This is a genomic window from Campylobacter sp. RM5004 (assembly GCF_022369455.1).
In the GTDB taxonomy this organism is placed as follows: domain Bacteria; phylum Campylobacterota; class Campylobacteria; order Campylobacterales; family Campylobacteraceae; genus Campylobacter_E.
Map to the genome: position 1 here is coordinate 1,797,877 of NZ_CP059599.1, position 23,764 is coordinate 1,821,640.

Annotated in this window: 21 protein-coding genes and 4 tRNA genes; 14 read left to right on the forward strand and 11 right to left on the reverse strand. The window is 30.5% G+C overall.

Translation table 11 applies throughout. From position 1 onward, the window contains the following. Positions 1 to 22 precede the first annotated feature (22 nt). Both AVANS_RS08915 and glyQ read right to left on the reverse strand, forming a co-directional pair. Positions 23 to 610: an NAD(P)H-dependent oxidoreductase gene (locus AVANS_RS08915; RefSeq protein ID WP_239817531.1), complete on the reverse strand. Its 588-nt coding sequence runs from the start codon at positions 608 to 610 to the stop codon at positions 23 to 25. A 146-nt stretch (positions 611 to 756) separates the two neighbouring features. Then, positions 757 to 1,605 carry a glycine--tRNA ligase subunit alpha gene (gene glyQ, locus AVANS_RS08920; RefSeq protein WP_239817532.1) on the reverse strand — a complete coding sequence of 283 codons (849 nt, stop codon included), beginning with the start codon at positions 1,603 to 1,605 and terminating at the stop codon, positions 757 to 759. 94 nt (positions 1,606 to 1,699) lie between these two features. On the opposite strand from glyQ, the gene AVANS_RS08925 reads away from it, so the two are divergent. The 3 genes from AVANS_RS08925 to AVANS_RS08935 all read left to right on the forward strand — a co-directional run bounded on the left by AVANS_RS08925 (position 1,700) and on the right by AVANS_RS08935 (position 6,439). Then, positions 1,700 to 2,014, forward strand: a complete 315-nt coding sequence (locus tag AVANS_RS08925) for a hypothetical protein (protein WP_239817533.1) — start codon at positions 1,700 to 1,702, stop codon at positions 2,012 to 2,014. 78 nt (positions 2,015 to 2,092) lie between these two features. Next, complete coding sequence (locus tag AVANS_RS08930) at positions 2,093 to 5,941, forward strand: S6 family peptidase (RefSeq protein WP_239817534.1); 3,849 nt, start codon at positions 2,093 to 2,095, stop codon at positions 5,939 to 5,941. 126 nt (positions 5,942 to 6,067) lie between these two features. Further along, positions 6,068 to 6,439 carry a DUF4878 domain-containing protein gene (locus AVANS_RS08935; protein ID WP_239817535.1) on the forward strand — a complete coding sequence of 124 codons (372 nt, stop codon included), beginning with the start codon at positions 6,068 to 6,070 and terminating at the stop codon, positions 6,437 to 6,439. Positions 6,440 to 6,546: 107 nt separating this feature from the next. Here the strand turns inward: AVANS_RS08935 and AVANS_RS08940 are convergent, their stop codons facing one another. Together AVANS_RS08940 and AVANS_RS08945 are read right to left on the reverse strand one after the other, a co-directional pair. Next, on the reverse strand, positions 6,547 to 7,110 hold the full coding sequence (locus tag AVANS_RS08940) for a hypothetical protein (protein WP_239817536.1): 564 nt from the start codon (positions 7,108 to 7,110) through the stop codon (positions 6,547 to 6,549). 13 nt (positions 7,111 to 7,123) lie between these two features. Further along, on the reverse strand, positions 7,124 to 7,498 hold the full coding sequence (locus AVANS_RS08945; protein WP_239817537.1) for a TM2 domain-containing protein: 375 nt from the start codon (positions 7,496 to 7,498) through the stop codon (positions 7,124 to 7,126). Between the two features lie 235 nt (positions 7,499 to 7,733). Here AVANS_RS08945 and AVANS_RS08950 point away from each other — a divergent pair, with 235 nt between their 5' ends. Genes AVANS_RS08950 through AVANS_RS08960 form a run of 3 tightly spaced genes read left to right on the forward strand, consistent with a single transcriptional unit; the run spans position 7,734 to position 9,075 of the window. Next, positions 7,734 to 8,378 (forward strand): hypothetical protein, encoded by a 645-nt coding sequence (locus AVANS_RS08950; protein WP_239817538.1) that lies wholly within the window; start codon positions 7,734 to 7,736, stop codon positions 8,376 to 8,378. A 34-nt stretch (positions 8,379 to 8,412) separates the two neighbouring features. Then, a complete protein-coding gene (locus tag AVANS_RS08955) occupies positions 8,413 to 8,667 on the forward strand; it encodes a hypothetical protein (protein ID WP_239817539.1) in 255 nt (84 codons plus the stop codon). Between the two features lie 15 nt (positions 8,668 to 8,682). Next, a complete protein-coding gene (locus AVANS_RS08960; protein WP_239817540.1) occupies positions 8,683 to 9,075 on the forward strand; it encodes a DUF4878 domain-containing protein in 393 nt (130 codons plus the stop codon). 60 nt (positions 9,076 to 9,135) lie between these two features. Here the strand turns inward: AVANS_RS08960 and nrfD are convergent, their stop codons facing one another. Genes nrfD through phsA form a run of 3 tightly spaced genes read right to left on the reverse strand, consistent with a single transcriptional unit; the run spans position 9,136 to position 12,912 of the window. After that, positions 9,136 to 10,098 (reverse strand): NrfD/PsrC family molybdoenzyme membrane anchor subunit, encoded by a 963-nt coding sequence (gene nrfD / locus AVANS_RS08965; protein WP_239817541.1) that lies wholly within the window; start codon positions 10,096 to 10,098, stop codon positions 9,136 to 9,138. Beyond that, a complete protein-coding gene (locus AVANS_RS08970) occupies positions 10,091 to 10,651 on the reverse strand; it encodes a 4Fe-4S dicluster domain-containing protein (RefSeq protein WP_239817542.1) in 561 nt (186 codons plus the stop codon). The genes nrfD and AVANS_RS08970 overlap by 8 nt, the downstream gene beginning before the upstream one ends. Before the next feature lie 2 nt (positions 10,652 to 10,653). Next, positions 10,654 to 12,912, reverse strand: a complete 2,259-nt coding sequence (gene phsA, locus AVANS_RS08975) for a thiosulfate reductase PhsA (RefSeq protein ID WP_239817543.1) — start codon at positions 12,910 to 12,912, stop codon at positions 10,654 to 10,656. Between the two features lie 220 nt (positions 12,913 to 13,132). Between phsA and AVANS_RS08980 the strand changes: the two genes are divergently transcribed. From AVANS_RS08980 to AVANS_RS09005, 6 genes are all read left to right on the forward strand, one after another. After that, positions 13,133 to 13,208: transfer RNA gene (locus AVANS_RS08980), tRNA-Lys, on the forward strand. Between the two features lie 9 nt (positions 13,209 to 13,217). After that, a tRNA-Val gene (locus AVANS_RS08985) sits at positions 13,218 to 13,293 on the forward strand. Between the two features lie 15 nt (positions 13,294 to 13,308). Further along, positions 13,309 to 13,385 (forward strand) — tRNA-Asp (locus AVANS_RS08990). A 107-nt stretch (positions 13,386 to 13,492) separates the two neighbouring features. Continuing rightward, positions 13,493 to 14,881, forward strand: coding sequence for a cation:dicarboxylase symporter family transporter (locus AVANS_RS08995; protein WP_239817544.1), 1,389 nt, complete (start codon positions 13,493 to 13,495; stop codon positions 14,879 to 14,881). Further along, on the forward strand, positions 14,868 to 15,173 hold the full coding sequence (locus AVANS_RS09000; protein WP_239817545.1) for a thioredoxin family protein: 306 nt from the start codon (positions 14,868 to 14,870) through the stop codon (positions 15,171 to 15,173). Before AVANS_RS08995 ends, AVANS_RS09000 begins: the two co-directional genes overlap by 14 nt. A gap of 1 nt (position 15,174) precedes the next feature. After that, the gene (locus tag AVANS_RS09005) at positions 15,175 to 15,975 is read left to right on the forward strand and encodes a hypothetical protein (protein WP_239817546.1); all 801 of its coding nucleotides are present in this window, start codon (positions 15,175 to 15,177) and stop codon (positions 15,973 to 15,975) included. A 254-nt stretch (positions 15,976 to 16,229) separates the two neighbouring features. Here AVANS_RS09005 and AVANS_RS09010 read toward each other — a convergent pair whose 3' ends face one another. The 3 genes from AVANS_RS09010 to AVANS_RS09020 all read right to left on the reverse strand — a co-directional run bounded on the left by AVANS_RS09010 (position 16,230) and on the right by AVANS_RS09020 (position 22,562). Beyond that, on the reverse strand, positions 16,230 to 18,713 hold the full coding sequence (locus AVANS_RS09010; protein ID WP_239817547.1) for a TonB-dependent receptor: 2,484 nt from the start codon (positions 18,711 to 18,713) through the stop codon (positions 16,230 to 16,232). Between the two features lie 415 nt (positions 18,714 to 19,128). After that, positions 19,129 to 21,777, reverse strand: coding sequence for a flagellin (locus AVANS_RS09015; RefSeq protein ID WP_275583464.1), 2,649 nt, complete (start codon positions 21,775 to 21,777; stop codon positions 19,129 to 19,131). A 14-nt stretch (positions 21,778 to 21,791) separates the two neighbouring features. Then, positions 21,792 to 22,562 (reverse strand): 3'-5' exonuclease, encoded by a 771-nt coding sequence (locus AVANS_RS09020; protein WP_239817549.1) that lies wholly within the window; start codon positions 22,560 to 22,562, stop codon positions 21,792 to 21,794. 48 nt (positions 22,563 to 22,610) lie between these two features. Between AVANS_RS09020 and AVANS_RS09025 the strand changes: the two genes are divergently transcribed. After that, complete coding sequence (locus AVANS_RS09025) at positions 22,611 to 23,081, forward strand: hypothetical protein (protein WP_239817550.1); 471 nt, start codon at positions 22,611 to 22,613, stop codon at positions 23,079 to 23,081. On the opposite strand, the gene AVANS_RS09030 is transcribed toward AVANS_RS09025, so the two are convergent. Further along, on the reverse strand, positions 23,082 to 23,486 hold the full coding sequence (locus AVANS_RS09030) for an acyl-CoA thioesterase (protein WP_239817551.1): 405 nt from the start codon (positions 23,484 to 23,486) through the stop codon (positions 23,082 to 23,084). 194 nt (positions 23,487 to 23,680) lie between these two features. Here AVANS_RS09030 and AVANS_RS09035 point away from each other — a divergent pair. Further along, positions 23,681 to 23,755, forward strand: a tRNA-Glu gene (locus AVANS_RS09035). Positions 23,756 to 23,764 lie beyond the last annotated feature (9 nt).

Sequence of the window (23,764 nt, forward strand, 5' to 3'; positions counted from 1 at the left end):
AGGATAAATCTAAAATATGAGCTTAAGCTAAATCTTTAAAAGTATTATAAATATGTGCTTTATAATCTTCTTGAAATTTTTTAATATCAGGATTTTTAATCACATCATTACACATAAATGTAGGAAGTCTTTTCATACCTAAAAACTCAAACGATTTATGTAAGTGATAGCATACTTCATCAATATCTCTTCCATCAAAAAATTCACCTTCATTAAACGCACTCTTAGGTAAATTCCAAGTCCAAGAAAGCATATATTTTTTATCAAATGCACTTCCACCTGAGCCGTATTTTTTGCTCTCATCACTTCTAGTTCTTCCATCATTTACATAAAGTCTTCCTTTACTTTGTGTAAAAACTTCATCTATATATTTTTTAACAGCCCATGGCTCAGCCATCCACCAGCCAGGTATTTGCCATATCCAGTAGTTTGCATTTGCTAATTTTTCTACTTCTTCTTCTATATCATAGCCATTTGCAATGTTTGTGGTTTCTACATTAAAACCAAGATTAATTAAAGTTTCTTTTGCTATTTCGCATAAGCTAGAACCTAGAAGACCTTTTGCGTGAAGATAAGGGATTGCTCCGTTTATAATGATAACTTTTTTCATAATTTCTCCTTTTTTTCATTATAGGACTTTTATGATTTACCATTAATTAAGATTGAATTAGGCTTTAAATTCTTTGAAAAATCGTGGAATTTGAAATAGGAATTTGATTTTTAATTATTGTAATTCCTAATTCAAATTCTTTAAAATTATTTATTTTCTTGGCTTTTTAAATACACGCTTGCACAATCTTTGCTAAGCTCTCTAATTTTTAGCATGAAATCTTGTCTTTGAGCTACGCTAATTGCACCCCTTGCATCAAGGGTATTAAATAAATGAGCGCACATTAAGCAATAATCATATGCAGGTAATGAGTAGCCTAAATCAAGCACCGCTCTTGCTTCATTATATGATATATCAAACATTTCTTTAAGTCTTGAAGCATTTGCTAATTCAAAGTTAAACTTAGAATATTCAAACTCACCTTGCTTATGAACATCAGCATATGTTAATCCACCGCCCCAGTTTATATCATAAACATTATCAATATCTTGAATATACATTGCAAGGCGTTCAAGTCCATAAGTAATCTCAGCACTAATTAAATCGCAAGAAAATCCCCCAACTTGTTGAAAATAAGTAAATTGAGTAACTTCCATACCATCAAGCCATACTTCCCAACCAAGCCCCCAAGCTCCTAAAGATGGGCTTTCCCAGTTATCTTCAATAAATCTTACATCGTGTTTATTTAAATCAATTCCTAAAACTTTTAAGCTATTTAAATATAAATCTTGAATATTCGCTGGACTTGGCTTCATTAAAACTTGAAATTGATAATAAGCACCTAAGCGATTTGGGTTTTCTCCGTATCTTCCATCAGTTGGACGGCGTGATGGAGCAACATAACAAACATTATGTGGCTTAGTGCCAAGTGATTTTAAGAATGTTTGTGGATGAAATGTCCCAGCTCCAGCAGGAAAGTCATAAGGCTGAATTAGAGCACAACCTTGCTCGCACCAATACTTTTGTAAGTTTAAAATAATTTCTGAAAATGTCATTTAAAAGCCTTTAAAATAAATTTTATTTATCATACAAAATTAATATAAATTTATGTTATTTTGCTTATAATTAGCGATTTTTTAAGGAGATTTTATGAAAAAAATTATTTTAATTGCTAGTTCATTATTTTTATTTAGTGCTTGCACGGCTGATAAACAAGAAGGCGAGATTGTAAAAAATAATCTAATCAATTTAGCTCTTCAAACTGCTTTAAATCCTAATTTAAAAGATGAGCAAACAAATTGCATTGCAAACAAAAATGCTAATGCTTGTTTAAATATCGCAAATACTTTATTGCAAGGCACATCAAACGCACAAAATGTTCAAGCTGCTAGCTATTATTATCAATTAGCTTGCGCTTTAGGTCTTAGCGTAGGTTGTGATAACGCAAATAGATTACAAAAATAACTACATATTAGGCTCTTGCCTAATATCTTTTTAATTAAACACATTATAAAATAAGCTAATTTTTTCCAAGGAATGAAAATGTTAAAAAAATCATTAGTTTTAATAAGTATTTTATATTCTAGTTTAAATGCTAGTGCGGTTGATAAAAGATTTTCATATCAAGATTATCTTGATTTTGGAGCTAATAAGGGTAAGTTTAAAGCCGGAGCAACAGGATTAAGCGTAACGTCTAAAGATGGCAAGATCACAGTAGATAGTTTTGCTCCTATGCCTATGATTGATTTTGGAGCAAGTAATAAAACAGGCGTTATGAAAGGCGAATACTCAAATATCGGTGCTAATAAAGTTTTAACTGCAGCTCATATGATAAGTGAGGTAATAAAAGATTCGCATGGTAATCCTTATTTAGTTAGGCAAGGAACAATATTAGAATTTGGTGGGGTAGGCTCTAGAGTTGTAAGTGCATCAAATGATTTTGCTGATTATTTTGGTCAAGATACACCTTGTCAGGGAAAAAAATGCCACAGAACAGACATAGAAGATTTTGCAGCACTTAGAATGAGTAAGGTAAATCTAAATCACAAAGCAGAGCTTAGTCCTGTAAAAGTATATGATGAAAATAACAAAGATATAAGTTATGAGAATAAAACTAGCACGAGTGGTAAAGCCGAATATTTTAATAGTGATAGATACACTTTGTTTGTAAGAAGTGGTACAGGGTATCAAAAAATAACCGAAAATAAAAATGATGCTATAAATATTGCTGACGCTAGCAAATATTTTACAGGCGGGCTTGTAGAAATATCTAAAGAAGATAGCTTAAAGTATGAAAGAGCAATTTATACAAAAGGCTATTATGATGATACCGGTAGGGTGCCGTTTTCAAGTGTGGGGTCTGAAGGCGATAGTGGAAGTGCTTTATATGTTTGGGATAATCAAGATAAAAAATGGCTTATGGTAGGGTTTGCAGCTGCAACTGATTGTGCTGGAAGTAGTGCAGCTGATGGCAATGGACAATGTACTTATATGTCTTATCATGGTATAAATTACAATACTACTGAAGCTTTTGATAAAGCTCATAGCGTAACTTCATCAGCTAATTTAAGCCTTGATGCAAATAGTTTAAAAGATGGAACAAACGAGCTAGAAAAAACTATGGGAGCTTTATCGTTTAAGCATTATTATGATACAAAAACCGCTAATCAAACCCAAGCAAACTACAACGATAGAACCAAAGCTATGGAAAAAGATAAAGATATTTACATACAAGGCGGCTCTTTAACTCTTAGTGCTAATGCTGATTTAGGCTCAAGTGCCTTAATCATAAAAGATAATTTAACTTATGATATTAAAGGTAATTTTGACTTTTTACATGGTGGATTAGATATAGGAAATAATTCAGTTGTAAATTATTATGCAAAAACAGCAAAAAATGATTATTTACATAAAGTTGGAAATGGAAAACTAAATATCCATTCAAGTAGCCCAAATGCCGGACTTAGAATAGGCGGTGGAGAAGTTGAACTTCACAGCACAGGATGGCAAAATACTTTTGGAAGTATTTATATGACAAATAATTCAAGCCTTAAGATAAATAATGCAAGTCAAATAAATACTAATTATTTGTATTTTGGAGATAATGCTGGTAAGTTTGATTTAAACGGTAATAGTATTAATTTTAACAATTTTTATGCAAGTGATAATAATGCAGTTGTAACAAATACTAGCACTACATTAAGCACATTAAATATCAACAAATTTGCTACAAATGAATCTACAAATACAATTTATCACGGAAATATTAAAGGTAATATCAAAATAACTCAAAACCATAATAATAAGACTGATAAATACGCTGTTTATGATGGTGGGCTTGATATTCAAGATATGGAATTTAAAGATGGAAATCTAGCTTTTCAAGGTCATCCTGTAGTGCATAATTATGTAGATACCACAACAGCTAGCAAAATCAAGCAATCAACAGGCGAAGATGTATTTACTACTCCTACAAGATTAGATCAGCAAGATTGGGAAGATAGACTTTATAAGATGAATAGCCTAACTCTTAATAATGCAAATCTTGATATCTTAAAGCATTCAAGTGTTGAAATTCCTATTATAAATTCCACTTCTTCAACAATAACAATAGGCAAAAATTTAGCTTATATTGATGGGCTTGATGGAGAAAATATAGTTTATGTTCCTAAATCAGATTCAATGGCAGGTAGTGATGAATATGAAAGTTATCACACAAATATGAAATATCAAGAAAAGGTAAGCAGTGGCGAGAGCGTTGCAAAAAATATATTTATAAATTCAGATTTTGATTTAAAGACTAATTCAAAGCTAAGCCTACTAAACGGCACAAACTACAAAGGCAAAATCACAGCTGATGATACTTCTAGCCTTGAGTTTAATGGTGCTATTATAAATGCTAATATAAACGCATCTAGCCTTAATTCAAACAATACAACTTATATTTATGAAAGCACAGAAAATGCACTAAATATAAGCAAAAGCACAAGTGGAGCTAACAATACTCTACTAATTCAAAAAGACTTTTTAAATGGTGCTGATAAGCTACTTTTAGCAAGTTTAGCAAACTCTACAATAGTTAGCGAAAATTATTTTGATATTAAAGGTGAAAGCTCGGTATTTGCAGACCTTAAGCCAAATGTGAAGTATTATGATGAAAACGGCACGGCTAAGTGGTATTTAGAAAAAATCACAACGCCAAGCACTCCAACTGATCCAAGTGAGCCAGAAAACAAACCTGATATTCCATTAACTCCGATTGAACCAAGTAAGCCTGTTACACCTGATATTCCATTAACTCCGATTGAGCCTAGCACACCGATAGAAAAACCAGAAAATAAACCTGATATTCCGTTAATTCCATTAGAGCCAAGCACACCGATTACTCCAAGCGTTCCATTTGATCCAAAGCCTGAGAATAATCCAAGCAATACAGAAACTCCAGGTCATTACAAAGAATACTTCTTCGTAAAAGAAAAAGAAACAGCAATAAACACAGCAAAAAATACGCTAAATCAAGCATTTTTTAACTATGTTTTAGAATGGAACAATATGCAAAAGCGTATGGGAGAGCTAAGAGATGAGGTAGCTAATGGTGGAGTTTGGATAAGAAATTACGGCGGAGCAAGTACATATTTAAAAGATAATAAAACCAAATATTATGAGCTACAAATCGGAGCTGATAAGATTAGCGAATTTGATGATTTTAACGCTTACGCAGGAATAATTTTTACTAATTCTATTTATAAGCTAGATACTAAAAATATTTTAGAAGGTAAAGTAAAAGGCATAGGCGGGGGACTTTATTCAAGCTTTTTATTTAACAATGGCTTTTATATTGATATGATTGCAAAATATGCTGATTATAAAAACGACTACACCTTAACGCTAAACAATGGCAATAATAAAGCAGTTCATATTAAGGCAAACAATCATTCAAAAAACCTTGTAGCAAGTATTGAATTAGGCAATAGATTTTATATGAATGATTATTATTTAGAGCCTAGCGTTGAGCTAATTAGTGGTTATGTAAGTGCTATTAAATTAGAAAATAAAGAAGAGCATATCAAGCTAGAAAGCAAGAGCTTTATTCCACTAAACACAAAAACTATGCTAAGTTTTGGTAAGCAAAGTAGTGAGGATTCAAGATTTGGCTTTAGGTTTGGCGTTGGACTTGCAGCTGATTTAATTAAAAGTGGCGATAAAACCATAAGAGATTTAAATGTTATAAGACAAATTGAAGGAAAAAAAGATGCAAGAATGCTAACAAATGCTTCATTTAACTACTACTTTACGAATAATCTAAGATTAATGACCGAGTTTGAAAGAACATTTTTTGGTGATTTGAATGTGGATTATTCATTTAATATGACTTTAAGAAAGAGCTTTTAATCTCTAATTCCTATTTTAAATTCCTAGAATTTAAAATAGGAAATTCAAACTTCTAATAAAACAAAAATTAATAATAAATATTAATATGGAAAGACTATTGTTTTATTACAAATTTTAGGAGATTTTATGAAAAAATTATTAAGTTTTATAATGCTTGTTTTTATGCTCGTTGCTTGTGGGGGCGATACCCCTGATGTTGTAGTTAAAAAATGTATGCAAGCATATATTAAAGAAGATGTAAAACAAGTTGCTAAATGTGCTTACTACAAAACAGAAGATGAAAGACAAAGATATTTGAAAGAAGTCATTAATAGTATAAAAAGAGATAAAGAATTTATCAATACAAAAAGTGGCGTAAAAGTAATAGAAACTTCTATAGTAAATGAAGCTGAAAATGTAGCTCAGGTTAAAGTTGTAGTAATGTATAACAACGGCGATAAGGACAATGGTTTAATAGATTTAGTGAAAATAAATGGTTCTTGGTATGTGAAAAAGTAATTTTAGCTTAAAGCTTATTAGAATTTATCTTAGATAAATTCCAAACTCATATGGATTTAAATTCCACTAGAATTTAAATCCGTAAATTACGCAAATAATTTCATAAATTAATAGTATCTACTATTACCTAGAGAAAATAAAGCAGCTCCTAAAACAAACATAGAAATTAATTTTATAATAATTGCAACAGCAGCAATAGCACCGATTACAATTAAAATGTTTTTTAATTTTCTTGCTCTAATACCTGTTATAGGTGTAACTTCGTATTTAGTAAAAAATTCTTTTAATAATACAAACTTATAACTCGCAGCCACAATCATAGTAATAGAAATATATATAAAAGAAGCACCAAAAAACGATGTTAGCCACCAAATAACACTTGAACCTAATGTAAAAGCTAAAACTAAAATTGCAGTATGAATCCACATTGACCTATAAGCATACGCAAAATAGCTAAAAATCATAGTAGGTAGGCTAAAATCTTTTAATCTAAAAGAATATTTAGCTATATTTGATTCGCCATTATTTGTATAGTATTTTGCTGCATCGCATAGTTCATCAACAATTTCTGCATTTGGTAATTCACCGAAAAAATCAGCTAATTTTGTCCTTAATTCAGCTTTATTTTTTACTAATTCTTTAGCATTATCACTAATCATAAACTCAGTCATTTTAAGTTCCTTGTTATATCATTTGTGATATTTTTTGATAATTGTCATTTTGCACTGCTTTATATACAAAATATAAATCTATCAAAACATAAATTCCTAATGCCCATAAAACAAAAACACCTATAAAAATAAAAGTTGTAATACAACCAATAATAAAAAGTGCTAATTTTAAAATACCAAGTCCGAAGCTGCCTTGATAAAACCTATCAACACCAAGCCAACCAAAGAAAAATCCTAAAACAACAGCTAAAATAGGGCTTTTAAGCGGTATTAAAGGCAAATTTTTAAGCTTTTCTTCACTGATATTATCTAGCTTGTCATTTAGCATAAATTTTTGTTCGTTAGAAATTTTGCCATCAAGCAACATTAAAACAGAATTTTTATCCATTTTTACTCCTTTTTTTGATTAAAAAAAGAGATTATACCCCCCCCCTAAGTAAATATAAAGTAAATAATACAAAAGTATTTATAAAAAAATTACATATTTATTTTTCTAATTCCTATTTCAAATTCCACGAAATTTTCATAGTTAAAAAAATATTAATTTAAAAATCAAAAATTAAGCTAAATATAAGATTGGGGGGGGGTATTATATTTATTTTTAAAATATTTAAGGAGAATTAATGAAAAAGTTATTAACAGCTAGTGTTTTTTGTAGCGTGGCATTATTTATAAGTGCTTGTTCTGATGAAAAAAAGGAATTAAGCCAAGATGCGTTTAAGTTTGATATTGAAACTAAAAGAACAAAATATGAAACATACAAACTCCTATCTCTAACTGCTAAAGATGATATTGAAATTAAAAGAATTACGACAAATAGTGATGCTTGTAGAGTAACGGATTTTGTCTTAGCTGATTTAGATAAAAGAGCTAGAGTAGATTACGGAGTGTTATCACGCGAAACTCCAGCAAAAGTATGCTACGATAATAAATTTATTTTTGATTGCAGAGATCTAGTTAAATGGGCAGAACTAAGCAAAGGAGATTGCGGTTATAAGTATAAATATGATATAGATGATAAAAGCGAAGATTATAAACTCATAAACGAAAGAGTAGAAAAAACAGAAAATAAAGAATATATTGAAAGTTGTGAAAGAGCAAAAAAAGTTGCTAAAGAAAAATACGATGGAAAATATTATTATGATTATAAAGTGCCAATGAAATTTGATGAAACTAAAGAATTTGTAATAATAGGCGATAAATGCTCTGACGTTGTAGAGTTTAGTGTTTATACAAATAAAGGCGTTGTAACTTATAGCGTTAAATAATAGCTTAGAAGTTACATAAAATTAAGGAGATTAAATGAAAAAATACACGATTAAAACATTTATTATTAGTATTGTAACAAGCATTATAGGAGGTTTTTTTATTGCACCAATTATATTTATAAGCTGGGCGGGAGGTAATATAACAAGAGATTATCGTTTAGATATGTATGATGCAGCTAGATTTTTTGGAACTACGGATAAATACTATATATCTTACATAATCGCCTTTGCAATAACATTTGTAATAACATTTGTGATAATGAATATTATAAAAAAGCGTAAAAATTAATTAAAAGGAGAAAAAATGAAAAAGTTATTAAGTTTTATAGCTGTTGCTTTTATGTTCGTTGCTTGTGGAAGTGAAACTCCTGAAGAAGTTGCTAAAAATTTTGCGAAGTTAGCGCTTGAAGGAGAAAATGAACAAGCTTTAAAGTGTGTTTATTTTAAATCAGAAGACGAAAAGCAAGAAAAAATAAAAGAAGCAATTAAGTATGAATATGGTGCAAAAGCGAAAAAAGAAGTTGCTGAAAAAGGTGGTATTCAATCAATAGAAGCAAGTAGATTAGAACAAATTGAAAATCTAGCTAAGGTTAAAGTTGTAGTAACATACAAAAATGGCGATGTAAAGGATAATAAATTAAATCTTATAAAGATAAAAGATAAATGGTATATAAATAATAGTAATGACTATGATTAAAATTTATTGGAATTTATCTTAGATAAATTCCAAAATCTATTATTAGCTAAAGGAAAACCTTTAGCTAATGCAAACTTGCCCTGCATAAACGATAAAAAATCTTAACATTACTACACCAACTAGCACAGCAAGAGAGTTTATTATTATGAATGCAGGTTTATAAGCGTGGTTTTTAAGTGCTGTAATAGCTATTAAAATAGGTAAAATAAGCCCCGTTCCTAACACACCAAACCAAAATAATTTTGAATAAAACTCATGAGCAAATATAGCCTTAAGTGAGATTAAACTCTCGCCCCCACTATAATACATTCCTACAAAAAGTAAAAGCAAGATAGGGATTTCAAGCATTATTGCTCTTAGATCTAAAACTAATAAATATTTTATGTTTTCTTTATTTAAATGAGCTTTAAAAAACAAAATCCCTACAAGTATATTTGCAGCTATTCCACATGAAAACGCAGAAACTACAAAAAGTAATGGCAAAATCGGAGTATTCCATAAAGGAACTTTAGAAATCGCACTTAATAAAAATCCCGTATAAGCACCAACACATAAAGCTAAGAAAAACAATACATATTCAATCATCTTAGCAAAATTAGCCATTTTTCTTATGGAATTTGTAATAGGAATTAAGAACCTAAAATAAAGTTCAATCTCACGCTCAAAAATGATTAACGCATACAAAAACGCTAAAGGTGTATAAACTAATAAAAATAAAACACCTAAAGTCATAACCGAAGTAAAATTGTATTTTATTAGCAATAAATAAAATGTAAAAGGCTTTCCTAAATCAACTATTAAAAGTAAAAGCCCTAAGCTAATAGCAAGTGGAGAAATTAATGCTCCTGCTTTAATCGTAGCATCCCAAATACTATTAGTATTGTGTGAAAATCTATTAAATTTCACTATTAATGAAACCATCAAACATCCAGCACTAAGCCCTGCTAAAAATAAATATAGTGCAATCGGCCAAGGCCAGTAAATTTCATTATATTGAGCCAAACTTCCTGCCATATTATTCATAGCGTCCTCCTTTTGTGTTTTTTATAAAGCCAAGTTTTGGTTTCGTTCCTAAATGAGCTTTCGGATACTCAACGCTTTTACTTGCTAAAACTTTGTTAATTTCTGAATTGCTATCGTTTATATCTCCAAAAATTAGTGCATCAGTAGGACATACACTTACGCATGCTGGAGTTGCACCTTTTCTGTTTGGATAGCAAAAAGTGCATTTATCAATCGCTTTTGTAATAGGATTAACAAATCTTGCATTGTATGGACATGCTAGAACGCAGTATTTACAAGATACGCATAATTTTTCATCAATTAAAGTTATTCCATTTGCTAGTTTAAAACTAGCTCCCGTAGGACATACGCTAACACACGGGCTATCTTCGCACATTACACAACTTGCCCTTGTAAAATCTGTTTTAAGATTTGGAAAAACTCCGCTCATTTTCGCATGAACTTGAACTCTAAAAACTCCACTTGGAATTTGATTTTCGTTCTTACACGCAACGCTACAAGCCTGACAACCTATACATAAATTTTCATCGTGAATCATTACAAACTTTTTCATTTTTATACCCTTTTAATATCTACGCCTATATTTGTAACCATTGTGCTACATATATGACCACTTTTTGAGCCTAATAAAATACTATCATTTGCACCAACTTCGTGAATGTTTTTAAGTGCTGGAGTAACACGACCAAAGCCATGATAAATAAACAATGTATCAGGGCGAATGCCTTGCGTTAGCATAAGTTTTACTTGTATTTTGCCAAATTCGTTTTCTAAATATACTATATCGCCATCTTTTAAGCCTAATTCTTTAGCTTTAGACTCATTTATCCATACAGGACTTTCACTCATTAATTCATTTAAAATAGGGATATTTTGAGTATGAGCGTTTGTATGAATTGGAGTTTTTCCACTTGTTAGGCAAAACTCATGGCCATTAAATACATCATAATCAACCATATTTAAAGAGCCATGAGCTGGGAATAATTTTTCAACTTTTTCTATGAAAAGCTCTATTTTTTTACTAGGTGTCTTAAAGCTAATTAATGAACTAAGTTCGCCATTGCTATCAATTTTGTCTTTTATTTGTGGATAGGTTTTAGCAAATTCTTTTATTATTTTTGGCTCTCTTAAATAAAGGCTAGGAACCTTATAGGTAACTACGCCATCTTTTTTAAGATTTGCAAGTAAATCTACATTACCTTTAGCTTGTTGCATTCTGTATTCATCTATTGTTTTATAAGTGTAAAGCTCATCAATTTTCATAATACTTGCAAGCTCTTTAAATATATCAAAGCCACTTTTTGTATCGCCTATAACTTCTACGGCTTTATTTCTCATATAATAGCCATTTCCTACACCTAAAATGCTTTCATCTCTTTCTAAATATGAGCTCTCAGGCAATACCACATCAGCTAAATTACTAAAATCATTCAAATACACATCAATGCTTACTATGAAATCTAATTTTTCTATGGCTTTTAAGCTCTCATTTACATTTGCAACATTTACTAAATGATTAAATCTAGTATTAACCCAAGCTTTAATAGGATATGGTTTTTCGCTTAAAATAGCAGGTGCAATATCCATTAAAACTCCGTGCTTTCTTGAAACAAAATAATTTTTACTTCCCTCTTCTCCTGCTCCATCAATTCTAGGAGTATTAGGAACTTTAAAAACATTGCTAGGATTATCAAGGGTAGGGAAAATGTTTTCGCCTATGATTTTGTTTAGATTACTTGCATTTTTGCTAGTGTGAATGCCACCTTTTTTCTCATAATTTCCCATTAAAGCATTTGCTATTGCAATAGCTCTTGTGCGTTGATATTCTGCGTGAGTTGTTGTGGTTTTATGACCCCAGTCAATTACAACTTTTGGAGCGGCTTTATAGATTTCATCAGCAATTCGCTCAATCGTTTTAGCACTAATTCCTGTTATATTTTCTTGCCATTTAGGGCTTGTATCTTTTACACTAGCTTTAAGCTCATCAAGTCCTATGCAATATTCTTTTACAAAGTCTTTATCATACTTTTCATCTCTTAGCCATACATGAATTAACGCCATTAAAAATGCCACATCAGTTCCTGGTTTTATAGGAAGCCATTCATCAGCCTTAGCTGCTACAACGCTAAATCTAGGCTCAAGGACGAGTAATTTTGTATCACTTGATGCTGCAAATTTGGCTAATTTTTTAGCATCACTTATAACAATACCTTCAAATAAATTATGACCGAAATTTACAATATATTTTGCATTAGCAAAATCTCTTGATAAGCCACCACCATAGGTATGCTCTAAAACCATATTATAAGTAATCGGACAGCTTGAATAATGTGAAAATATATTAGGACTTCCGTAAGCACAGGCGAAATTACTCATATGAGTGTGAGATTCTCCGGCTTTGCTTGTAAATATTACGCTTTTTGCTCCATGCTTTTCTTTTATTTCGTTTAGCTTTGTAGCAACTAGGTTTAATGCCTCATCCCAACTAGCTTCACGCCATTTATTTTCTCCACGCTTTCCTACACGAATTAGTGGCTTTATAAGGCGATTTTTATCATAAAGCTGATTAATTCCTGCACCGCCCCTTGCACATACACTTGTTTTATTTGCGCTAAATTTTGGATTGCCATTAATGAATACGCCTTTATTATCTTTAACGCTTACTTCAATAGGACAGCGAGTAGAACACATTTCACATACTGAAAAAACGCTTTTTCTATCCCCGTTTGTAAATGCATTTGCACTTAAAACGGGCTTAATACAGGCTAATGAGCCTAAAAAGGCTGAGCTTTTTAAAAAATCTCTTCTTTTCATAATTACTCCTTTTTGATACCTTGTTTTAATTACTATTAAATTATACTTAAATTATTTAATTAATTATAAAAATTATATATTTATTTATTTTTCTAATTCCTATTTCAAATTCTTGTGAAATTTTCGTGGAATTTGAAATAGGAATTAAGATTTTTTAAATTTTGCTTGACATTTAAATAATTTTTTTGTATTATTCAACCTTTCACATTTATTTCAATTTGTCTTGTTAGCTCAGCAGGTAGAGCATCTCACTTTTAATGAGGGGGCCGCTGGTTCGAATCCAGCACAGGACACCATCAATTTTTGGTCGCTTAGCTCAGTTGGTAGAGCGCCACCCTTACAAGGTGGATGTCATAAGTTCGAGTCTTATAGCGACCACCATTTATTTTCATCGGTGCGGCGGTAGTTCAGCTGGTTAGAATATCGGCCTGTCACGCCGGAGGTCGCGGGTTCGAGCCCCGTCCGCCGCGCCATTTCCCTTTCTTTTTAAATTTTAGTAATAATAAACTCCTTTAATATTTATATTTTTTTAATTTGTTTTAAGATAAAATCACTCTTTTAAAAATATTAAAGGAGAATTATGAAAGACTTTTTTATTAACTTTTTTACCCTTTCAGAACCTTTGTCAATTACTTTTGTAATTATTTATTTAATCCTTTGCTTTTGGCTTAGCCGTTTAGCATATACGATAACTTTTGCTAAAAGAATGATTTTGGCTTTAGTTTTAGGTTTAATTTTAGGTGTTGTGGCTCAGTATTTAGCTAATTTTCCTGCAAGTTCAAAAGAAGTTCTATGGCTAGAACAAACTAGGATTTGGTATTCATTTGTAGTTAGTATTTTTATAAGTTTATTAAAGCTTATGATTGTTCCTATCGTATTTTTTGGCATTTCATCGTCTTTATTAAAGCTTGAAGGCGGAATTAAAATATCATCAATTCTTAGTAGAAGTATATTTTGGCTTTTATTTACCACAGCGATTGCAAGTGCGATAGGTCTTAGCTTAGGAATTATGTTTAATCTAGGAAGCGATGTGGTAGTGCAAACTTCAAAAACTATTAAAGAAGCAAGAACTCTAAGCTCTATTTTATTGGGTCTAATGCCAAATAACATAATTGAATCTTTTGCTAAAAACAATATTTTAGGCGTTATTTTGGTTGCATTTTTATTCACTTTAGGGGCAAGAAAACTTGGTGCAAACGCTGAAAACAAAGAAATATTTAGCACTTATAAAAACCTAATAATATTTATGAATAAAATCATTATGAATGTTATTACAAATATAATTGCTCTTATGCCTTATGCAGTTGTTGCGATGATTGCAAATGTCTTGATTGCAAATGGTGTAGCAGCAATGAAAGAAGCAGGATTATTCATAGCTTTAACTTATGCTAGTGGTATTTTAATGATTATTGTATTTTCTATAATTTTAGCATTTCACGGCTTATCACCTATCGTGTATTATAAAAAAGCTTTTGAAGTTTTATTATTAGCATTTACTTCAAGAAGTTCAGCAGGTGTTTTACCTATAACAATCCGCACACTTCACACTAGATTAGGCGTAAGCGAAAACAATGCAAACTTTGTAGCAGGGCTTGGTGCAACCATTGGAATGAGTGGCTGTGCTGGATATTATGTGGGTTTAGTAGCTGCTTTTGTTATGCATAGTGCAGGACTTAGCATTGATTTATCTAGTGCTGTTTTAATAGTAATTATTACAATAATTGGCTCACTTAGTATCGCAGGTATTCCTGGTATTTCAATAGTTGCAGCTTCTATTATGATTACTGGGCTTGGGCTTGGGGATAAGTTTTATTTATTAGGCGTTATTTTTGCGATTGATCCTATTATTGATATGGTAAGAACTATGAGTAACGTAAATGGTGCAATGGTTGCAGCAATTGCGACTGATTGCGAGCTAAAGACTTTAAACAAAGATGAATACAAGGACTTAAGCAATGAAAGAAATTGATTATAAAAGCTTTTTAGAGATTAAAGACAATGCTACTTGCGTTATAGCTTTTGGAGCACCTTGGTGTAGAGATTGCAAGATTGCTGAGCCATTTTTGCAAGAACTTAGCAATAAATATCCTAATATTAGCTTTTATCATGTTGATGTTGATAAAGACGAAAACATTAGAGCAGAGCTAAATATTCGCCATATTCCTACGATACTTTTTTTAAAAAACGGCGAAGAAGTTTATCAAAGAGTGGTTGAGCCCCACTCAATTTCTTTAATTGAAGCTGGTGTTTTAAAGCTTTAAAATGTTTAAAAATCCATCATTAAATAATGTTTTTTCAAAACATTTTGATGGGTTTTATATCTATTCAAATGTAAGCGAAATTGAAATAATTTTAAGAGAACTTGCAAATAATTTAAGCAAAAAATATTTGATTTTATATATTAGCAATACAGATACATTTAATTTAAATCCTAACATTTATCATGTAAATATCTTTAATGAAAAAGCATTGAAATATATAAATAAATTAAGCAAACTTGATTTTGTTTTTGTAGAAAATATTTCATTTTTAAATGATTTTTCGTTTCCTAAAGGCGTGAAAATAATTGCTTGTGGGTTTTTAAAAAGCGATTTAAGATATTTTTTAAAAATAAAAACAAGGATATTAAGGTTCGTTTATACTAAAGATTATTTTAAGATTTATAATAAAAAATGTGATTTTACTTACAATTTTAAACCCAAAAAACAAAGCATTTTTCAAGAAAATAAAATTGATTTTGATATTAAAGAAGAGCTTGAGTTTTATTTGCATTGTTTAGAGCAAGGCTTTAGGTTTTATGATTTTAGAAATACTAGAAAACAAGAGTTTTTAAACGCTTTTAGCAATGGAAATGTGCTTTTAAACAACGAGCCTTTTATAAAAGATATTAGCAAAGAATATTTTTATATGAATGATAAGAAAATTAATTGCGATTTTATCCCAAATAATACGAATAATCTAAATTATAAAATCATCAAAACTAATGCAAAAAACCAAGGAATTCTCACAAAACTTAAGCAACTTTTAAATTCAAATTCCTATTTCAAATTCTTTTTTAAATAATGTTAATTTTACAACCCCCTAAAGCGGGGAAATTTTTTCTAACATAAAATCAAACAAATTTTCTAACTATTAAGCTAATTTTAAGCTAAAAATAGGGTAAATGCTAAGCCTAAAAATAAGCTTTACAACATTCAAATTCCTATTTTAAATTCCGCAAATTTCAAGCACAAAATCAAAGGAATTTAAAATAGGAATTTCAAGTAGTTTAAGAAAAATTATTCCTATTTTTAAACTTAAAAATAGGAATAAAAAGATTAATAATTTAATCCAACTTCTAGCATTATGCTTCTTCCGCTTGCATAATCATATATTAGCTTATCGTCTTTTTTGCTTGCGTTTATTTTGTTTTTTGTATTTAATAAGTTTTCAATATTTACATTCGCAAAAAACTCAACATCTTTTTTCATCTTGTACTTATAAGCAATATTCATATCCCAAGTAAAGTGATCGTTTAGCTTAATTAGCTCATATTCTCTTATGCGTTCGGCTCTATTGTAATTAGAAATTAAAGCCTTCTTGCTAGGCGTAAATGTAAATAAATTTGCAATTCCTAAACCATAATCAGGAATGTTTAAATTATATAAAAAAGTGATTTTGTATTTATCGTAATAATCAATTATCGGAAGGTCTTTTTGAGCGATTATTTCGCCATTGTATTTAACTTGATTATTTCTATCTCTTTCATCGCTTCTATAGTCTTTAAAATCTGATTTTTTCTTTGTATAACTTGCACTTAAACTAAAATCATTTAAGGTATTAAAGATTTCAATACTTTTTGCATTTGCAATATCAAGGCTTATAATATCAGCTTTTGAAGTGCCTAAATTAGTATAAACTTTATAATTTTTTGATAAATTTTCATCATCAATATCAGCTAAGCCTAAAGTTTCTTTATCACTTAAAACCACTTGATTTTTTCCTAATCTTTTTAAGTATTTTAAACTAAACTTTGTGTTTTTAAACTCACCCCTATAAAATACGCTAAACTCATCATTAAATGAGCGTTTTAACTCATTAAAATTATACATATTCTTCTTACCGCCAGTTTGCTTAAACTCTTCAGCATAATCGGTTCTACTTAAAAACTGCGTATAAGAATAAATATTATCATATAGCTTATATGCGAAGAAATTCTTACCATAATACCTATTATATCCAGCTCCAAAGAAATTGCTTTCATCGCCTAATAAATCAAACTCACTTGTAATTCTAGGAGCTACATTAAACTTTTTAATAATGCCATCATAACTTCCCCTTGCACCTAATCTTAGATTAAATCTTTTGTATTTAATATCATCTTCTAAATATAAATCAAAATTAGTTGCACTAATTCCTGTTTTAAATTCCGGAGTAAAAGTTGCTCTTGTTAGATACTGCCCTGCTCCTGTGTTTCCTTTTCTATCTACTACATCACCCATCAAGCAAAACACATCGCCATCTTTACAAACCACGCCAGCAGGTAAAATAGTAGGATTATAGTATTCTGCTAAATGTTTTAAGGTTTCATAACTAGCTTTTTTATGACTTAACTCAAGTCCTGCATAGAAAGTATGTTCTGTATTTTTAAACTCTTTTACATCGCTTTCTAAATCAAGCTTATAATTTAATTCTTTTGTTCGCTCTTTAATATCGCCATATCCACCTTTCATAGAAAAAGTACTTGTTCCCCAGTTTGCAACCTCGTTTGTAAAAAAGCCAAATTTCATATTTTTATCAAAATATCTCGCACTATCTTGAATACTATAGCCTAAATTTTGAGTGATATTAAAGCCATCAAATTCACTAAAAAGCTCAACGCTAGAAATTATCCCGCCAAATTTAGCCTCTAAATTAGAATCAATAACTCCTTCTAAAAAGCCTTTATAAACGCTAGGAGCATAGATAACGCTAGGTCTAATTATGTGATTATCTAAAGCGATAAAGCCTTTTAATAAAAAGTTTTCATTTCTTCTGCTTTGATTAGGATAAAAATATCCTTGTGCTAAAACTTCTCTTTTTGTTGGCATTTTTATCGTTGAAGTTGTCCTTGAGTAATCAAACAAAATTCCATAATCATCGCTAAAACGACTTTCTAAATAAATATTTTGATTTTGTTTTACAAAATTATTATTTATGTTTTTGCCACGACTTGTTTCATAATCAGCTCTATTTTCTTCATCTATTATGATTTTATTAAGATTACCATCTGTATAGCTTGTAGATATTCTAGCTCCGAATTTTTTCGTAGGATCTTTTAGCTTAGTATCAATTACACCACCTTCAAAATTGCCGTATTTTGCACTGATATTGCTATCTAAAATCTTTAAACTTTTTAAAATATTTATATTAATTACGCTACCTTGAGCCCCCATAACAGGTGCTCTCCAAAGTGATGAGGCGTTTATGTTTTGATTACCTGCTGGATCAATTGCATTATCAAAGCTCATTCCATTTACTAAAAATGCGTTTTGATAAAACGGCGCTGCATTTATACTAAAGTCTTTTGGGCTGATTTCTGCTTTGTTTGTAGAAATATTATCCCCCATATTTAAATTAATATTTGAGTTTTGCTTGATACTTTCATCTATTCTTTTATTTGGCTCTGTATCACTGAAATTATATTCTTTATAACTTGAATATTTTGAATATTCACCTTTATTAACTTCATTCATAGGCTTATTTACATCAATTTCACCTATATCAATCTCGTTTGCATATACTAATGAAACAATAGCGATTAAAGATAGTTTTCTTTTCATTTATTCTCCTTAAAATTGAGAATTATTACTAAATTAACTTAAAATGAAATTAATATTTATTATTAAAATAATATAAGAAAGTTAAATTCCTATTTCAAATTCCAAAAATTTTTCAAGAATTTGAATTCGGAATCTAGCATTTAAACTTTTGCTAAATAATTCACAAAATTTAAAATCTTAGTTCTTAGTATTCACTCGCATTATTATTACACACTAGCAATTTATTTGCTAGTTTGTAATAATAGTCTCAAGAGTGGTGAATTAAAATAATATGATAAATTCAAATTCTTATTTCAAATTCTTAAAAAGTTTAAAATGTTTTTTGATTATATTTTTTAAAAAGTTAAAGAAGTAAAAAAGGTGCTAAGAATAGCACCTTTGTAGTTTAGTTTAATTATTTTTCTAATAATTAAAACTACTGTAATAATCTCATTACGTTTTGTTGAACAGCGTTAGCTTGGCTCATTGCATAAACACCTGATTGAGCTAGTATTTGGTGCTTACTAAATGTAGCACTTTCTTCTGCAAAGTCAACATCTCTAATATTACTTTCAGCAGCTTTAACGTTTACTTGAGTAACTGAAATATTATTTACAGTTGAAACAAGTTGGTTTTGAACAGAACCAAGGTCTGAACGAATTGCTTCAAGAGCTTTTTGAGCTGTTTCAGCAATGTTCATCATAGCTTGTGCACCTTTTAGTGTCATAACACCTGCTGCGTAGCCGTTTTGGTTATCGCCATTATCTCCTGCTTGCCATTCATTAGCATTAAAGCCCATTGCATCAGCTTGAGCTTTATTAATAGTAGCGTTTGTCTCTCTTAGTGAAACTGTAGCTTCACTAACGTTCTTATCATAGCCGATAGCTGAGTTTGTAGTAAAGCCATTAGCATCTTTAACTTCAACTTGAATATCTCTACCGTTGTTTGCAACTAGACTAAGTCTTCCCATATTAGTTGAGTTAGTTGTATCTAAGCCAACGATACTTGATAAACCAGCTTTAGTAGGCTCATTTATACCAGCTTTAAGTCCAGCAAAGAATTGCTTAAATGAATGAGCTACCATACCTTCTTGAGCTTCTTTAGTATCCATAGTTTTACCATCAGCTGCATCAATTAGTTTGTCTAATTTTTGATTTATTTTATCTATAGTTGAGTTAGCTCCATCTATTGTTTTTTGGGTTTTTAAATCATTAAACAAGTCTGTAATTTCTTTTTCAATTCCAGAAGTTCCAGCGGTATTTACTGCAAGGTTTAAAGCACCTATTTTTTCTGCAGCAAGATTTGTAAAATCTACTTCTCTACCCTGTAAAGCTTGAGTTCCTGTTGTGTTAAAAGTATTATCAATACCAGCATAAGTTGCAATTGCAGCAAATGCGTTGGCAGCATTTGCTTGTCCTAAACCTGTAGTCGTATCTAAAGCAGCCGCAGTTCCTGCTAATAATGTATTTAGTTGATTATTTAATGTTTGTGCAGCACCTGCTGTAACGTCAGCACCTGATTCTCTTAAATTTTTCTGAGCTTCTTTAGCTGCTGAATCGGTTGCTATTACAAAATCTTTAACAGCACTTGCAAATGCAGTTTGAAATGCATCTTGAGTTGCCCCTGTTATTGTAGTATTAACTGTACCTAAATTACCATCTAAAGTTGTTAATGCTGTGCTGATAGCATTTAAATTTGCCGAATTATCAATTGCTTTAATAGCAGTTAATGCATGACCATCTAAAGTCGCTTTTTGTGTTCCTTGACCTGTAGCTGCAGATTTATCTAAAATATTAGTTTTAATAATATCTTTTAATTTATCTTTTAATGTATCTAGAGCTCCTGATTGTGCATCTTGTATTTTCTTTAATTCTTGATATGGAACTGAGTTATTAACCGCTTTTGTTGTTCCGTCTTTATAAATTAATGCATCTTGCACTCCATGAGCATTCTTAACATCTGCAAACGAGTTTTCTTTAATCAATATTGAACCACCTGCTGGAGTTCCTGCTGCGGTTGTCCAAGTAGCAGCTGTATTAAAATCTACTCCTTTTTTTGCGTTAGGATTTCCTGTTGCTCCTTGTGTTACAAGGCTATGCATATCAGTTGTAGGTTTATTTGTTGTTACATTATCCTCAACCTTAATACCTCTACCATCTCTGTTAGCTAAAACAAGTCTTCCTTTAGTATCTACAGAAGCTTCAACCCCTGTTTGATCTTTTACAGCATTAATAGCTGCTCTTAAAGCACCGTTAGCATCTTTTTCTTGAACATTTACTGTTCCAATCTTAACGCCATTAATTGAGAAGTTTGAAGTAGTCTCACCTGCTTTAATAGGTTGTTCAAACACTGTTTGAGCAGTTACACTTGCTTTAATCCCTGTCTTATCACTAGCCTTGTTAATTGCTTCTGCTAGTGCACCTAGACCTGTAGTAGCACTAGTATCACCTTTACCATTAGTTAATTGAACCTTTTCAATAGTTACATCATTGATACCATCAACGTTTTTAAAGGTAACACTTACACTACCCGTCAAATCCGCCGCCCTCACATTATGCCCAGTCTCAAACCTAGTTAAACCAATCTTATCACTTGTAGTTGCCCCAATACTAGCCTTAACAGTCTCATTTGAATAAGCACCAATTTGAAACTCCTTATTTGAAAACGTTCCAGATAGTAGCTTTTGACCGTTAAATGATGTAGTATTACCAATATTATCAAGCTCTTCCATAAGTCTTGAAATATCAGCTTGAAGCGCCTTTCTTGTCTCAGTTGTTTGACCATCTTGAGCTGATTGAATAGCTTTATTCTTAATAGTTTCAAGTATTTTAATTTGCTCATCCATAGCCTTATCAGCTGTTTGAATAATACCAATAGCATCATTAGCATTCATAATAGCCTTACCAAGTGAACTAGCTTGACTTCTTAAGCTATCTGCAATTGCCATACCTGAAGCATCATCAGCAGCACTATTAATTCTAAAACCTGAGTTTAGCTTTGAAAGTGAGCTATCAATAGCTCTATTGTTCATAGAAGCATTAGCGTGAGCGCTTAATGTGGGAGGAGTTTGAAAAGAATTTGAAATAGGAATTTCAAATTCTATAATAAGCCTAAAAATTTCTTAATTGAGTATTTTAAATCTTCATCATCTAAATTATTCATAGCCCATAATAAATAGCCATTATCAATAGCCCTAACCTCATCAAAGCTTTTGCCTTTGTATTTGCCAAAGCCAAATTTTGTGCTAACAATAGGAAGTTTTGTAATTTCGTGCAGTTCTTCATAACTTTTGTGCTTTAATAATTCATCTAATAATAATTTCATAACCAAAACATCGCCTATTGCATCATGAGCTTTTATAATTATTCCTAGTCTTTTTGCTTCGGCTTGCTCAATTTTATAAAGTCCTAAAAAATATCTTAAATATTGCAATCTGTGATGATTAAAATCAGGGAAAATCGCCTTAACGCATTTATAAGTATCAATTAATTTATAATTGTTTTTAAAGCCTTCTTTTTCTAGCATTCCTAAATCAAATTTAATATTATGTGCTATTAAATAATTTTCGTTTGAATTATATTCATTTAGCATTTTTGCGAATTTTGTTTCGTGAAATTTCGGCTTATTTATAAGCATTTCAGGAGTTATGTTATGCACTTCCATAGCTTCATAAGCAATTTCTTGATCGCAGCTACATAATTCATCATAAATTAAAACATCTCTTTCTTTGATACTATCAAAAAGATTTTCGGCATATTCAATGTCTTTTGTTTCGTATTTTTCACTATCTAGCACCATAGCTCCAACTTGAATTATCCTATCAAGCTCGCCATTTCCAGTAGTTTCAGTGTCAAACAAAATATATTTCATTTTTATCCTTTATAATATTTAAAACTATTTTAACAATTAAGGATAATAATGATTAGTTCGCCAAATATTTTTAATGCAAAAATAATTACTTATACTGATTTTGGTTTTAAAACCTTTATAAAAGCAAAGCTTGAAAACACAGAAAAGCTAATAAAATTAGAGCTTTTGAGCGATATTTTTAAAGAATTTGAATTAGGAATTAATTCAAATATAAAAATAATTTTTCCTACAAAAATTATGCTAGCTAAGAACGAATGTGCCTTAAGACTTGGCGTTGAAAACGAATTATTTGGCAAAGTAATTAGCAAGCTTAATAATGAAAAAATATATTCTTGTAGCAAAGAATTTAGCCCTAGCGAAAATGAAAGCAAATTAAGATATGTAAAAATAAATGCTTATAATCACATTTTTAGTATTTTATTAAGCGAAGAAGAAATAAAAGCTTTAAGTTTAAGCGAAAATGATGAAGTGATTTTGCAACTTAATGCAAGTGAAATAAAATTAGGGATTTTAGAATAATTAAAATCCCTTATAGCGTTTTAGATTTTCATCTATTTTTATTTTTTCTCCGTTTTCATCTACATTTACATAAGTTAAAACAGCGCTTGTAACAGGCACACAAACTCCGTATAATTTAGGAGAGCAACGCTCAGCAATAACTTCAACTTGCACTTGAATAGATGTATTTCCTACTTTTATTACTTTTGCGTGAAAACTTACTATATCTCCTACAAATACAGGCTTTTTAAAAGTCATTTGCTCTACTGCAATAGTTACAACTCTACCATTTGCTAATTCTTTAGCAGCTACTGCACCTGCTAAGTCTATTTGGCTCATTATCCAACCACCGAAAATATTTCCTGCGGGATTTGTATCTTGTGGCATTGCTACTAATCTTAATGTAGCTTCTTTTAATTCTTTCATATATTCTCCTTATAAAAAAGCCGTATTTTAAATATAAAAGATTAAAATAGTCGTTTTAGTGGTATTTTTTGGCATTAAAAACTAGGTTTTTAGAAAAATTTTAAAAAAATTAAAAAATTTTTTATAATTTAAGAAAACTTTAAGAATTTTCACATATAATAACGGCTTTTACAACACAAGAAAAACTTTTAAAAGGCCCATTCGTCTAGCGGTTAGGACATCGCCCTTTCACGGCGGTAACACGAGTTCGAGTCTCGTATGGGTCACCAATCCTCCTT

Excerpts from the sequence above, each read along its gene's own strand:
- AVANS_RS09010 (WP_239817547.1), bottom strand. The coding sequence starts at position 18,713 with ATGAAAAGAAAACTATCTTTAATCGCTATTGTTTCATTAGTATATGCA.
- AVANS_RS08970 (WP_239817542.1), bottom strand. The coding sequence starts at position 10,651 with ATGAAAAAGTTTGTAATGATTCACGATGAAAATTTATGTATAGGTTGT.
- AVANS_RS08930 (WP_239817534.1), top strand. The coding sequence starts at position 2,093 with ATGTTAAAAAAATCATTAGTTTTAATAAGTATTTTATATTCTAGTTTA.
- nrfD (WP_239817541.1), bottom strand. The coding sequence starts at position 10,098 with ATGAATAATATGGCAGGAAGTTTGGCTCAATATAATGAAATTTACTGG.
- phsA (WP_239817543.1), bottom strand. The coding sequence starts at position 12,912 with ATGAAAAGAAGAGATTTTTTAAAAAGCTCAGCCTTTTTAGGCTCATTA.
- AVANS_RS08950 (WP_239817538.1), top strand. The coding sequence starts at position 7,734 with ATGAAAAAGTTATTAACAGCTAGTGTTTTTTGTAGCGTGGCATTATTT.
- AVANS_RS08940 (WP_239817536.1), bottom strand. The coding sequence starts at position 7,110 with ATGACTGAGTTTATGATTAGTGATAATGCTAAAGAATTAGTAAAAAAT.
- AVANS_RS08915 (WP_239817531.1), bottom strand. The coding sequence starts at position 610 with ATGAAAAAAGTTATCATTATAAACGGAGCAATCCCTTATCTTCACGCA.
- AVANS_RS08935 (WP_239817535.1), top strand. The coding sequence starts at position 6,068 with ATGAAAAAATTATTAAGTTTTATAATGCTTGTTTTTATGCTCGTTGCT.
- AVANS_RS08960 (WP_239817540.1), top strand. The coding sequence starts at position 8,683 with ATGAAAAAGTTATTAAGTTTTATAGCTGTTGCTTTTATGTTCGTTGCT.
- AVANS_RS08925 (WP_239817533.1), top strand. The coding sequence starts at position 1,700 with ATGAAAAAAATTATTTTAATTGCTAGTTCATTATTTTTATTTAGTGCT.
- AVANS_RS08995 (WP_239817544.1), top strand. The coding sequence starts at position 13,493 with ATGAAAGACTTTTTTATTAACTTTTTTACCCTTTCAGAACCTTTGTCA.
- AVANS_RS09025 (WP_239817550.1), top strand. The coding sequence starts at position 22,611 with ATGATTAGTTCGCCAAATATTTTTAATGCAAAAATAATTACTTATACT.
- glyQ (WP_239817532.1), bottom strand. The coding sequence starts at position 1,605 with ATGACATTTTCAGAAATTATTTTAAACTTACAAAAGTATTGGTGCGAG.
- AVANS_RS09000 (WP_239817545.1), top strand. The coding sequence starts at position 14,868 with ATGAAAGAAATTGATTATAAAAGCTTTTTAGAGATTAAAGACAATGCT.
- AVANS_RS08955 (WP_239817539.1), top strand. The coding sequence starts at position 8,413 with ATGAAAAAATACACGATTAAAACATTTATTATTAGTATTGTAACAAGC.
- AVANS_RS09030 (WP_239817551.1), bottom strand. The coding sequence starts at position 23,486 with ATGAAAGAATTAAAAGAAGCTACATTAAGATTAGTAGCAATGCCACAA.
- AVANS_RS09005 (WP_239817546.1), top strand. The coding sequence starts at position 15,175 with ATGTTTAAAAATCCATCATTAAATAATGTTTTTTCAAAACATTTTGAT.
- AVANS_RS09020 (WP_239817549.1), bottom strand. The coding sequence starts at position 22,562 with ATGAAATATATTTTGTTTGACACTGAAACTACTGGAAATGGCGAGCTT.
- AVANS_RS08945 (WP_239817537.1), bottom strand. The coding sequence starts at position 7,498 with ATGGATAAAAATTCTGTTTTAATGTTGCTTGATGGCAAAATTTCTAAC.